This is a genomic window from Undibacterium paludis, assembly GCF_022568815.1.
Classification (GTDB): domain Bacteria; phylum Pseudomonadota; class Gammaproteobacteria; order Burkholderiales; family Burkholderiaceae_D; genus Undibacterium.
On the sequence record NZ_JAKZHX010000020.1, the window covers coordinates 1 to 12901 of the forward strand.

Below are 12901 nucleotides of genomic sequence, written 5' to 3' on the forward strand. Positions count from 1 at the left end.
GGGCTACCCCCGACCGGCATTCGTCAATCAGCGTATGCAAGACAAAAAGGCTGAGCACGCACAACACTGTGCAAGCTAATTTTGAGAGCAAGAGTTGGGCTGATAAATCGTTAGCCCAACCTACACTCTGATCGGCAATCTCAATAACCGATTGCACGAATCAAAAATAAAACCGACATCACCTCAAATCAACAATACGGCATACAACAAACGCCGTTGGGCTCCAGCCTGCGCTGGAGCGACGAAAATACGATTGCAGTTATCGATAAGGGGTAGTTTCTGTCAAAAATATTCTTACGCATTTTTTCCTGGCGGAACAAGAAGAGTGAGCCGCCACCAGGTTACCGTCGGCCGGCAATCGTCAATCAACGCACGCAGATTTAAAATAGAGAACGGCCAAATATCGGTTAAAAACAAAAATCACTGCCTATCATCGAAGCCCCATCCTCACCCCACCCCTCCCCTAGAAGGAGAGTGAGCTTTACGGCAACACTTTCATACCACAGCCAAGCAATCTCACAACAAATGCACATCTGCATCAGCTCAAAATGCAACCGATTGCAAGAAAGGCGCAGAAAACGTCAAAAAAACCAAAGAATCTTGCACACGCAAATTTGTGCACCACAACAAAGTACAAAGATCCGCGCAAAAATGTCGCATCAAAACTACATCCTGATAACATAGATATCAGGCAAATTCGCAAGCACAACAAATGCAAAAACCTAACCATCTCCCCATAGTACGCAAACCTTTGCCCAAAGCACGTCTGGCAGGTCAATCCGCATCAATATCAAATTACTTAAAAGAAACATAAAAGCCTGCTGCTGCACCGCATCTTTGCAATCGATTGCAAAGATTTTTATTTTGCACGATAATTCATCACACCTGCACCACAAAAGGTCACCAGCAACGTTTGCCACGGGCAAACCAGGGAATCGCAAACAAGCGCCATAGAGTACGACGGCTGTCCCCCAGCCTGCACGTCCAAAGAGCGCGGCGGAAATTGCCGGGGATTTTTTGTCACGCTGTATCAGCACACGCTGCTGCAAGCAAACAGGTAACGAGACATGGCAGCACAGCACACAAGCTGCACTGCCACACAACAATGATGAAAGCGGAGACAGCAATGAAATCATCACGCATCAAAATGACGCGCATGGCCAGCGTCATTTCCCTGGCCCTTTTGCAAATGAGCGCAGCCTGGGCACAGGACAATAGCAGCGCACAAGACAAGGACAAGAATTCCCTGAACCTGAATTCTGTCATCGTCACCGGTACACCAGTCGGCACATCGAAAATGAAGGCCAGTGTATCCATCAGTACGCTGGACTCTGACCAGATCGCCCAGTCAGCGCCGACCAATGCCGCAGAAATCCTGCGTTCCATCCCTGGTGTACGTGCTGAATCTTCGGGTGGTGAAGGCAATGCCAACCTGACGGTGCGCGGCGTGCCCATCTCTGCCGGTGGTGCGCGCTATGTGCAATTCCAGGAGGATGGCTTGCCGCTGCTGCAATTCGGCGACATCGCCTTCGTCACACCCGACATGTATCTGCGCGCCGATGGCAGCCTCAGCCACCTGGAAGTCGTGCGTGGCGGTACGGCATCCACCATGGCGACCAATTCACCCGGCGGCATCATCAACTTCATCAGCAAGAACGGCAGAGAAAAAGGCGGCAGCATAGGCATCAGCAAGGGTGTGGATTTTAGCCAGACCCGCTTTGACTTTGATTATGGTGCGGCACTGTCCGAGAAGACGCGCGCCTTCATCGCCGGCTATTATCGCAGCGGCGACAGCTCACGCCCAGCTGGCGTAACGGCAGAAGAAGGCGGCCAGTTGCGCGCCAATATCACACATGAACTCGACAATGGCTATCTGCGCCTGAGCTTCAAGCATCTGGACGACAAAACGCCGATGAACATGCCAGTGCCAGTACGCACGGTGAATGGCAATATCTCTGAACTACCAGGTATAGACCCACGCACTGCCAGTTTTTATTCGCCCTACTGGACACGCGATATTGTCCTCGACAAAAACAATAACAGGATAGCGACAAATGTGAACGACGGTCTGCATGTCGTCAATAATGCCTTTGGTGCTGAAGCATCGCTGAAACTGGGCGGCGGCTGGACACTCGATGAAAAATTCCGCAAGTCCAGTAACACCGGTCGCTTCATTTCCATCTTCCCTGCCGACGCGGGTGTCAGCGGCGCCATGGCAACGAATATGACTTACGCCACCGGCCCCAATGCAAGCAAGGCCTACACTGGTGCAGCTTTCACCGCAACCGTGTTCAATACCTCGATTGATGACCTGGGCAGCACCGTCAATGACATGAAGCTGTCACAGGTATTCAACACTGGCAGCGGCAAATTCACGACCACGGCAGGCTGGTATTCATCACTGCAAAACCTGGCTGTCACCTGGAACTTCAATCAATACCTGCTGCAAGCCAGCGGTGACAAACCTGCCCTGCTCAATTCGAATGGCACTGTCGCAGGCACACCGGGGCTGGTGGCCCAGGGTACCGATACCTGGGGTGGCTGCTGCAACCGCAACATCGATGCGCAATACAAGACCAATGCCCTGTATGCCAACCTGGGCTGGGAAAGCGGCAACTGGAACCTGGACGGCAGCCTGCGCTACGACAAGCAGGACGCCAGCGGCACCTTCAACCAGGCAGTCAACCAGAGCTACCGTGCAGCCAATACCAAATTCATCAGCTACGGTGTCAATCACACCTCGTATTCTTTTGGCGCAAACTATCGCATCGACAGCAACATCGCCGTGTTTGGCCGCGTCAGTGAAGGTATCGCCTTCAATGCCGACCGCATCATGTTTGGCAACCCGCTGGACGGTTCTACCCCGATCAGCACCAATATCGTCAAACAGACCGAGGCTGGCGTGAAGTGGAAAGCCGGCAGCTTCAGCAGTTTTGTCACGGTATTCCAGGCCAAGACAGAAGAATCCAACTTTGAAGCAACCACACAGAAATTCACTGCCAACAATTACGACGCCAAGGGTGTGGAAGTCGAAGCCAGCTATCGTTACGATGCCTTCCGTGTCAGCGGCGGCCTGACCTACACCAATGCCAGCATCACCGCAGCCAATGACAAGAGCGTGGTCGGCAAGACCCCGCGCCGCCAGGCCAGCTACACCTATCAGATTTCGCCCACCTACACCATGGGCAACGCCGTCATCGGTGGCAGTCTGATAGGCACAGGCAAGTCTTACGGTGACGACGCCAACACCCTGATCCTGCCCGCCTTCAACGTCTTGAACGCCTTCGTCAATTACAACATCAACGACCAGGTCCAGGTCTCGCTCAGCATCAACAACCTGACGAACAAGATCGGTTACACCGAAGTAGAAGGCGACGGCCACGCCGCCAGGTCCATCAATGGCCGCAGTATCAAAGCAGCACTTAAGTATAGTTTTTGATGCCTGGTTTTTTCAGTGTTTTTTAACGCGCAAATGTAAATGCTGATGGAGCGTAGCGAGCGGCGCTAGTTTGGGTTAAGAAGCGCAATCGTACTCCGGTACGATGAGCATCGCAGACCCAAAATCGCGTCGCGCAGTAGCTCCATCAGTATTTAAAAAGTCCCTGGTAGCACTTGGGCCCCTTTCATCCCCAACATGATGGGGGCCATTTTTCTTATTCAGTTTTCTAAGGCATCGCCTGCACCATGTCTGTACCGCTAAACCAACCCGCATGCCAGTCTGCACTCCTGAACGCGCTGCTTGCCGGCATCACGCCGAACTTGCATCAACGCATCACCACAAGATTTGAACAGCATTTCCCGGCACTACAACACGTACTGCAACAACTGTACGCCAGCCAGTTTGCCGACAGCAATGCATTCCAGCAATGGTTGATGAGCCTGTTGTCAGCCCTGGGTAACAGCATCACAATGCGGCCTGCCAACTTGCTGGAACTTGATCAGCAAAGAAGCCGGGACCGACAATGGTTCACCCGTCAGAACATGCTCGGCTATTGCTGTTATGCAGACCGCTTTGCCGGTGATTTAAAAGGTGTACAACAACGCATCCCCCATTTGCAGGAGCTGGGTGTCACCTATCTGCACCTGCTGCCTTTTTTAAAAGCCCGCGCAGGTGAAAACGACGGCGGCTTTGCGATAGCCGATTTTGATGCCATAGACCCGCGTCTTGGCAACATGCAGGATCTGGAAGATTTATGCGCAGCGCTGCGCCATGCAGGCATCAGCCTGTGTTCAGACTTCATCCTCAACCATGTCGCCGACGATCACCCCTGGGCACTGGCCGCCAAAAACGGCGACGCCAGCTATCGCGACTATTTCTATCATTACCCTGACCGGACAGAGCCTGACCGGTTTGAAGAACATCTGGGCCAGGTATTCCCCCTGGTTGCCCCCGGCAACTTCAGTTATGTACAGCAATTACAGGCATGGGTATGGACAACGTTTTACCCTTACCAGTGGGATCTTAACTATCGCAACCCCGCCGTCTTTGCTGACATGGCTGCTGCCCTGCTGCGGCTGGCGAACCGGGGTGTTGAAGCATTCCGCCTGGATTCGACTGCATTCCTGTGGAAAAGATCAGGCACTAAATGCATGAACCAGCCAGAAGCACACCAGATACTGCAAGCGCTGCGCTGCCTGGTTGATATTGCCGCACCCGGTGTATTGCTCAAGGCCGAAGCCATAGTGGAAACTGCCGAACTGCCTGCCTATCTGGGCACAGGCACTGAAGTACAGGAAAAGGAATGTCATCTTGCTTACCACGCCAGTCTGATGGCAGCCGCCTGGGCCGCACTGGCAGAACAGGACAGCAGTCTGGTACGCCGCGTTTGCCAGGCCACCCCTGCCTTGCCGGCGCAAGCCAGCTGGCTGACCTATGTACGCTGCCACGATGACATAGGCTGGAATGTCTTGCGACCCGAAGCTGCCCTGGAAGCCAGTGGAACAGAAGAGATACAGCATAGATTATCGGGCATATCGCGCTTCTATGGTAGCAACGACAGTTACGCGCGCGGGCAAAGTTTCCAGGCCAGTGATCCGGCTGCCGTCCATGGTACGGTGGGTATGGCATCTGCCTTGACAGGTTTTTCCAGCGCACAAACTCCGCAAGAGAAACAACTGGCCAGACAACGCCTGCTGCTGTTATACGGTCTGAGCTTTTGCTTTGGCGGCATGCCGCTGATCTATATGGGGGATGAACTGGCGCAGGGCAATGATGAAGCTTATACATGTGTCCCGGCACAGGCGGCAGACAGCCGCTGGCTGCACAGACCAGAGTGGAATGAAGACCTGTACAGCCAGCGTCATAGCTGTCTGGGTGACACCGGTGCGGTATTCAATGCGCTTTGCCACATGTTGCAGCTACGCAGGCAATTACCGCAACTGGCGGCAGATGCACCACGTCGGTTATTGCAGCCTGAACAGCCAGCCTTGCTGGCGTTTATACGCGGCACCGCTGAACAACCGCTGATGTTTATCGCCAATTTTTCCGATGAGCACATCAGCGTAGCCTTGTCCGATCTGCTGGCAGGCAGCGGCATGAAGGATTTGACGAGTATGGTCTGGCGGAATATGCTCGACAAGACCATCACTGGCCAGGCAGTGGAAGTGCCCGCCTATGGGCAACTATGGCTGATAGAGAAAACAACAATGCAAGGGACAACAGCATGAAAGACAGCAAAGCCATCGTCATCTTTGGCGAAATCCTGATCGATGAATTCCCTGACCAGGCTGTGGTTGGCGGTGCGCCCTTCAATGTCGCACGCACACTGGGCTATTTCGACTGCGCCCCGCTGATGATTTCACGGGTAGGCCAGGATGCCAATGCCGGATTGATACGCACCGACATGCAACGCTTCAAGCTCGCCACGGATGGCCTGCAGGTGGATCAACAGCACCCCACCGGCCGCGTCAGGGTGACACAACAAGATGCACATGACAAGACCAGCCATCGCTTTGAAATCCTGAACGAACAAGCCTATGATTACATAGACAGCGCACAGGCCATGCACAGCAGGTTAATGGCCTGTCCTGATCATGATACCGGTATATTCTACTTTGGCACCTTGGCGCAAAGAAGCGCATGCTCACGCCAGTGCTTGCACCATCTGCTGGAAAGCAGCAAGGCGACAAAATACCTGGATCTTAATCTGCGCGCCATGCAATACAGTCTGACGACAATAGAACAATCACTGCAATTTGCCGACATACTGAAAGTCAATGAAGAAGAATTGCAGATATTGGCAGAGCTGTACCTGGGCTTGCCAAAACAGGTCACGCCCCAGCCACTGGCGGATGCTGACATAGCATCGCATGCGGCCGCATTGATCGACATGTTTGACTTGCAGGCGGTAATCACTACCCTGGGTGAGCGTGGCTATGCCTATCTGGACAAGGCAGGTCGGTTCCTGCGCAATGCAGATGAGAAAACTGACATTGTCGTCGTCGACACCGTCGGCGGTGGCGATGCCTTCTCCGCCATCTTCTTGCTGGGCATGCAGCGTGGCTGGCCACTGACGGTCAGCCTGCAACGCGCCCACCAGTTCGCAGCGGCAATTTGCGGTGTACGCGGTGCAGTTGCCAGTGACGCCGGTTTCTATGAGCAATGGCAGGCGCGCTGGAATACAGAAACACACCGTGCCGGAGTCACCGCATGAATGCCCCCGCCCCAGCCCACACCATGCTGCACACGGCGCGCAAGCCCAGGCTGTCGTTCTGGCAAATCATCAATATGAACTTTGGCTTCTTTGGTATACAGTTCAGCTTTGGCCTGCAACAAAGCAGCATGAGCCCTATCTACGCCTATCTTGGTGCGGATGAAGCCAGCCTGCCCTACCTGTGGCTGGCCGGGCCGGTCACCGGTTTGCTGGTGCAGCCATTGATCGGTGCGATGAGCGACCGCACTGTCACCCGCTGGGGCCGCCGTACACCCTACTTTTTGATCGGCGCCATCCTGTGCAGCCTGGGTCTGCTGGCCATGCCCTTTAGTCCCACACTATGGATGGCAGCCGGTTTGCTGTGGATACTGGACGCCGCCAATAATGTGACGATGGAGCCCTACCGTGCCTTTGTCAGCGACAAGCTCGACGCCAGCCAGCATTCAACCGGTTTCCTGACGCAAAGCGCCTTCACCGGCCTGGGGCAAACCCTGGCCTACCTGACGCCATCGATCCTGGTCTTGCTGGGCATGAACAGCAATGCCGTCAACAGTCACCATATCCCGCATATCGTCATTGCGGCCTTTGTCATCGGCGCCGTGTTTTCCATCGCATCGATCTTGTGGACACTGAAAACCTCGCCAGAAATCCCACTAACGGCAGAGCAAATCGCCCACATACAAAAACAGGCGACAGGCTGGCGCGCCACGCTGGCAGAAATTGCCCTGGCCTTCAAGGAAATGCCGCCTACCATGCGCCAGTTGGCCCTGGTCAAACTGTTTCAGTGGTACGCGATGTTTTGCTACTGGCAGTACATCATGCTGTCGCTGGGCCGCACGATATTCCATACCAGCGACCCTGGTTCTGCCGGTTTTCGTGAAGCGGGTTTATTGAACGGGCAGATAGGCGCTTTCTATAACTTCATCGCCTTCATCGCCGCCTTTGCCCTGGTGCCGTACACGCGCCGTTTCGGCCCCAAAATCAGCCACGCCACCTGTCTGACACTGGCTGGCCTGTGCATGCTCGGCATACCGTCCATCCACACACCGGCCCTGCTGTTCATTCCCATGGTCGGCATCGGCCTGGCCTGGGCCAGCATCATGGGCAACCCTTACATCATGCTGGCGGGCAGCATACCGCCAGAACGCACCGGCGTGTACATGGGCATCTTCAACATGTTCATCGTCATCCCCATGATCATCCAGATTTTCACTTTGCCCCTGTACTACCATGCCTGGCTAGGTGGCAACCCGGAAAATGTGATCAGGCTGGCAGGCGGCCTGCTGATCTGCGCGGCGCTGGCGGTTGGATTAGTAAGAATACATAAAACCAATAATACCTGAGCATGCTCAACCGGGCTGAGCCACGTCAAGAGTTACTCCAGTTTTAAAAAGCAGCGCGAGTTGTGGAGATCAGGGGTGGCCGTCAATGCGTTGACGCGTGTTACGGCTTCCAAGCCTTCGTCAGTCAGGCTTCAAATTGAGCATGCCAGATCTCGATCCCGCCTTCTTTAAATGTGTACCACTGGAGTTTGGGCAGTGTCTGAATGGCTGCCTTGATTTCTGCACCTTTGGGACCAGGGACAGGAGCAACATCAAATGCATCGCCGGACATATGCCGCGAAAAGCCGCGCAGTTTGTCCTCCGCCCAGAGGGCCATGATTTTTTCAAGGCCAGCGGCTATTTGCACCGCAGTCATTGCCTCAGGATGATCGTCAACCCATTTTTGCAGGTCTGCTCGCTGAACTGTGTCCTTATAGGTCTGTTCTATCCATTTTCTATTTGCGGCGACATTCTTGGACATCGCTGATGCCTGCTGCTCAGCGCTTCTGCGTCCGCTTGTGAATCTGATATCGTTGGGAAACTGCTTAAGCAGCAACTGAGCGGCCTTTCTGGCATTCGGATTCAAATCTAGCCAGGCAACACCATCCACTGGCGCGGCCTGACCAACTGTAGTTACCTTCGTCACCATTATTGACCCCTTATTTCAATACCTGCAATGAAACCAGACGGTAAGCATTCTTCTTGTTTCTGGACGACAAATACACAAATCAGCAGAAAAGCGCAGCAGCCACAGCCGAAACTGCCCACCATGACATGCCATACTGCGCGCCACCAACGCAAACGGGCCAGCCAATGCAAAGCATGTGTTTGATTATAAAAACATTATTTCAACAAAAGATAGTCTTTTCATAACCTTAATTCAGCTCACCCCTGTTAATGTATTAAAATTGCAATAAAATAAAACAACAGCCTGCCAACATGACCAGTTTGCCTCATCGAGACCAGCCTTCTTCATGATTCAAATACAGTGGTATGGATACCAGTCATCCCGGAACGGAGAATCTGGCGCCTGCCAATGAATAGTCAATGAACAGTCAATGAGCCCTGGTGACGACAGAGATCGTATTGATACTTGGAGATGATTGCTTACAGGCAGCAAATTCCTGTTTCTTGCACAAGCTTTGCAGGCTTTTCGCGGCGTCCTTGTCACCATGGTCCCTGGCCACGCCATACCATTTCGCCGCCTCGGCCAGATTGATCTTGTAGCCGCCTAATCCACGTTCGTTGACTTGCGCAAAGTAACGTTCACCACTGGGGTCGCCATGTTTCGCACTCAATGAAAACCAGTTGGCAGCCCTGGTTTCATTTTTTTCAAAGCCATATTCGCCCCGCAAAGCGAACTGCCCCATCAGGGATTCAGAATAAGCAAACCCCTGATCGGCGGATGCCTTGATCAGGCGGGCAACATCAGCCTCGTTTCGTTTGATGGCAAAGCCATGATCTATCATGTAAGCCAGCTTGAACTGCCCCAGTGCATGCCCTTTGTCAGCCGCTTTTTTATAATGTTGCAAGGCCTCCTGGTGATCGACCTTGCCGTTAACACCATCCATGACAAGATCACCAACAATCACACTGGCTTGCAGATTGCCCAGCTCAGCGGCTCTGAGAAACCAGGCATATTGCTTCACTTTGTCAGCAGGTGCATATTTATTGTCACGATACAGCCAGCCAAGTCGATAGGCGGCCTTGTCATTGTCTGCACCTGCCACGCTTTGCAGTGAACGCACGGCCTGAGAAAATTTTTCCTTGTCTCCCTTACTCATGGACAAAAGGGTCTCTGCTTTTTGCATTCTCTGTTCCAAACTCAACATGGCATCGGGAGTATCAACAGAAAACGACATGTGGCTACCAGGTGCGAACTGACCGGGCTGATACTTTGGTGGTGATCTGTCTCTGTTGGTAAACATGCCAAACAGGACGATACAGACGATGACTATCCAATATACCGGCTTTACGCCAGTATCGACTTCTTTGGATAAAACCAGATCGTCACCGACAACATATTGCTTTTGCATTTCTTCTGCCTGCGCAAGCCACTGAACAAGATTTTCCTGACTCGTTACCATGCGTAACCAGGAAGGATAAGAACTCTGGATATGTCGCAGCAATCCCAGATTTGCTTTGAGATAATACCTGTTGGGAGAATCTCCTTTCCTGATCTTTTTCACCAGAGCCCATAGCATCGCCCGTGCTTTTTTATCCTTGCGATAAAAATCTGCTGCTTCCGTCAAGGCACGGTCAATTGCATATCCGGGGCTGCCAAGGTTAAGCAAACGCCGCCGGTCTTTTTCCCAGCCAAAGCTTTGCACTACCGTATCGAACAGCTCGCCATTGCCAGGCTGCCAGCCCTGCAACAGGTAATGCGCCAGCATGCTTTCAAAATGCAGACGTGTTTCCATGTGAAACAGGCGTGCATCGTCCAGCAGCAATATCAAGTTCTGTCCTGCAAAATCATCGTCGTCAACATGCAAACGCATGGCGTCCAGCATTTCACTGAAGATGGTTTTTGCCAGCTCTTCTGGTGTGAGTGATCTTTCAGCAATTTTTTTTACTTCCGCAACTTCAGGCTGCTGCGTTTCTGATTGCAGGGGTAGGCCAGTATCAACAACAAGTTCCGACTCTTGCTCTGGCGCACCACGACCGGTGTCATGCTCATGCGGTTCTGATGCAGGAGCATTCAATGACAAATCCTGCTGTAAAGGAGTGCCTTCAACATCTGCTGTAAGGACAGCGTCATCTTCGATCTGAACGAGTTCCTCTAATTGCAGGTGCTCCTGAAAACTGTCGCGACATCGCACCCAGGAAAGAGCGATCTCATACGAATCGCGTAAATCCTGAAACCCGGCACTATCAAGTTCCTGGTCAATTTTTTTCAGCTCCCTGGCATAGACGCGTTTGATTGCTCTTTCATCTGTATCTGCAGGCAATTCATAGTGCGTCAGAAAGCGGGGTAATTTTTGCATGAACTGCATACATTGATCTGTTTATATTCAGTGGTTGGGCAATGGAAAAACTTGTTTGCTGACACCAGCAGTTCAAGCTTTGCTTATTTCTTGCCCCTCATTTTTTGATGGCCGCCGCGAACTTAACCTGGCATTTTGTTTCATGCGCATGTTGCCAGACACGGTAAGGCACAAGTCAAAGTCAGGCGCCGCGACAAACTGTGTAATTGCCCTTTTTGCAGATAAGCTTCAACTTGTCCTGCGACGTTTTATCACCTTTCTTTGCTGCCCTGGCATACCAGGTACTGGCGCGGTCGAGATCAATGGCTTGCGTCCCAAACCCGCGTTCGTACATGGAGGCAAGCAAGCGTTGGCCCATTGTGCTATTTTGCTCAGCACTTCGCAACAGCCAGAAAGCAGCCTTATCCATATCTTTGGGTAAGCCATATTGCCCATTCAGGTAAAAATTACCCAGGTTCGCCTCAGCGTTGGCATCCTTGCTTTCAGCGGCTGACTGAATCAGGGCCAGGGCTTTCTCAGGATTTTTTTCTACACCAAGACCTTCATCGTACATGACAGCTAGTTGCACTTGCGATGGCGCATGCCCTTGTAAAGCCGCCATCTGATAAAAATGAAAGGCTTTGGCCATGTTTTTTGGCTTATCTCTTCCGTAGAAGTAATAATCTCCCAGCAAGGCCTGGGACCTGATGTTGCCCTGCTCGGCCGCGATTTCATACCATTTGTAGGCTTGAGCATGATCACTTCTTACGCCATTACCCAAATCCGTAATCCAGGCCATGTGATACGTCGCATTGGCGTAACCTTTGTCTGAAGCCAGTTTCCAATACCTGAAGGCCTCGCTGATATTGACCGGCATTCCGCCATGCCCGCTAAAATAGTCTTGCCCTTTACGAAAGAGGATATCCGCTGGCAGCAACTCATCGTTCACGCTCCAGCCTGTTTCGCCGGTGGATGTTGGTGTCACTGTTGAATTTCCTGAAAACAAGGCAACCAGGAGCATGCAGAGAAAAAAGCCCAGCAGAAATTTTTGCTTGCCTTTCGAACCAGTACCAGTCTGCTCAGACTGTTCAACATAGGCAACTTGCGGCTCGCTGATACGCACTTCTCGCTGGTGCATGGTTTCAACTACCTTATACCACTGCTCAATGTTCTGTTTATTCGACACCATCACTACCCAGGTCGGATAGAGGTCAACCATACGCTGTATCAGGCTGAAATGGACCTTAAGATAAGCGTGTTCAGGCACTGCTTCTGTACGTGCTTTTTTTAACAGCGCCCACTGCCCATCGCGGATGGTACTGCTCTTTTTATGGAATTCTGCCTGTTCAAAAAGGGCGCGGCTCAAGATATGTCCGGCTTGCCCCCAGTCCAGCAAACGCCTTCTGTCCTTCTTCCAGCCAAACTGTTCGACAGCAACGTCAAACAGTTCTCCATTGCCTGGCTGCCAGCCTTGTAGCAGGTAATATGCAATGACCTTCTCGAAATTCAGCCGCGTTTCCATGTGAATCAAGCGCTCATCGTCCAGTGTCTGCAAAAGGCGTTTGCCCGCATAGTCCTCATCATCCACATGTGCGCGCATATCCTTGAGCATTTCCTCAAACACCAGTTGCGCCATTTCTTCCGGGTCAGCTGCGGGCATGCTTTCCGGCACCGTAGTGCCATCCGTAGCGGGATGATGGCTACCCTGCTGCCCGGCTTCGGCACTGACGGCCTCGTCCATCTCAATTTCTTCCTGGGAGCCTGTCAATTCCCGCTGCTTCAACCAGGCCAGCGCTTCTTCATAATTCTGGCGCAGCTCCTGGAAACCAGTCAGATCATGTTCCTGATCTATCTTTTTCAGTTCCCTGGCATAGACGCGTTTGAGCGCACGCTCGTCCGCGTCTGCATTCAAGTCATACTGGTGAAAAAAAATTGGCAAACGCTGCATAGGATGATCAGGTAT

8 protein-coding genes are annotated in these 12901 nt (G+C 52.5%); 4 read left to right on the forward strand and 4 right to left on the reverse strand.

From position 1 onward, the window contains the following. Positions 1–722: 722 nt before the first annotated feature. Positions 723–1136 carry a hypothetical protein gene (locus tag LZ463_RS26015; RefSeq protein WP_241459233.1) on the reverse strand — a complete coding sequence of 138 codons (414 nt, stop codon included), beginning with the start codon at positions 1134–1136 and terminating at the stop codon, positions 723–725. On the opposite strand from LZ463_RS26015, the gene LZ463_RS26020 reads away from it, so the two are divergent. The 4 genes from LZ463_RS26020 (at position 1127) to LZ463_RS26035 (ending at position 7996) form a co-directional block, all read left to right on the forward strand. Then, on the forward strand, positions 1127–3439 hold the full coding sequence (locus LZ463_RS26020) for a TonB-dependent receptor (protein ID WP_241459234.1): 2313 nt from the start codon (positions 1127–1129) through the stop codon (positions 3437–3439). The genes LZ463_RS26015 and LZ463_RS26020 overlap by 10 nt on opposite strands. Positions 3440–3684: 245 nt before the next feature. Next, complete coding sequence (locus LZ463_RS26025; RefSeq protein WP_241459235.1) at positions 3685–5667, forward strand: alpha-amylase family glycosyl hydrolase; 1983 nt, start codon at positions 3685–3687, stop codon at positions 5665–5667. Beyond that, positions 5664–6653 carry a PfkB family carbohydrate kinase gene (locus tag LZ463_RS26030; RefSeq protein WP_241459236.1) on the forward strand — a complete coding sequence of 330 codons (990 nt, stop codon included), beginning with the start codon at positions 5664–5666 and terminating at the stop codon, positions 6651–6653. The genes LZ463_RS26025 and LZ463_RS26030 overlap by 4 nt, the downstream gene beginning before the upstream one ends. Beyond that, on the forward strand, positions 6650–7996 hold the full coding sequence (locus LZ463_RS26035) for an MFS transporter (RefSeq protein WP_241459237.1): 1347 nt from the start codon (positions 6650–6652) through the stop codon (positions 7994–7996). The genes LZ463_RS26030 and LZ463_RS26035 overlap by 4 nt, the downstream gene beginning before the upstream one ends. Positions 7997–8120: 124 nt before the next feature. Here LZ463_RS26035 and LZ463_RS26040 read toward each other — a convergent pair whose 3' ends face one another. The 3 genes from LZ463_RS26040 to LZ463_RS26050 all read right to left on the reverse strand — a co-directional run bounded on the left by LZ463_RS26040 (position 8121) and on the right by LZ463_RS26050 (position 12886). Next, a complete protein-coding gene (locus LZ463_RS26040) occupies positions 8121–8585 on the reverse strand; it encodes a hypothetical protein (RefSeq protein WP_241459238.1) in 465 nt (154 codons plus the stop codon). Between the two features lie 445 nt (positions 8586–9030). Then, the gene (locus tag LZ463_RS26045) at positions 9031–10959 is read right to left on the reverse strand and encodes a tetratricopeptide repeat protein (RefSeq protein WP_241459239.1); all 1929 of its coding nucleotides are present in this window, start codon (positions 10957–10959) and stop codon (positions 9031–9033) included. A gap of 181 nt (positions 10960–11140) precedes the next feature. Continuing rightward, positions 11141–12886 carry a tetratricopeptide repeat protein gene (locus tag LZ463_RS26050; protein WP_241459240.1) on the reverse strand — a complete coding sequence of 582 codons (1746 nt, stop codon included), beginning with the start codon at positions 12884–12886 and terminating at the stop codon, positions 11141–11143. Positions 12887–12901 lie beyond the last annotated feature (15 nt).

What these genes read in the sequence shown, in the direction of transcription:
- LZ463_RS26020 (WP_241459234.1), top strand. Translation starts at nt 1,127, where the DNA reads ATGAAATCATCACGCATCAAAATGACGCGCATGGCCAGCGTCATTTCC.
- LZ463_RS26015 (WP_241459233.1), bottom strand. Translation starts at nt 1,136, where the DNA reads ATGATTTCATTGCTGTCTCCGCTTTCATCATTGTTGTGTGGCAGTGCA.
- LZ463_RS26025 (WP_241459235.1), top strand. Translation starts at nt 3,685, where the DNA reads ATGTCTGTACCGCTAAACCAACCCGCATGCCAGTCTGCACTCCTGAAC.
- LZ463_RS26030 (WP_241459236.1), top strand. Translation starts at nt 5,664, where the DNA reads ATGAAAGACAGCAAAGCCATCGTCATCTTTGGCGAAATCCTGATCGAT.
- LZ463_RS26035 (WP_241459237.1), top strand. Translation starts at nt 6,650, where the DNA reads ATGAATGCCCCCGCCCCAGCCCACACCATGCTGCACACGGCGCGCAAG.
- LZ463_RS26045 (WP_241459239.1), bottom strand. Translation starts at nt 10,959, where the DNA reads ATGCAAAAATTACCCCGCTTTCTGACGCACTATGAATTGCCTGCAGAT.
- LZ463_RS26050 (WP_241459240.1), bottom strand. Translation starts at nt 12,886, where the DNA reads ATGCAGCGTTTGCCAATTTTTTTTCACCAGTATGACTTGAATGCAGAC.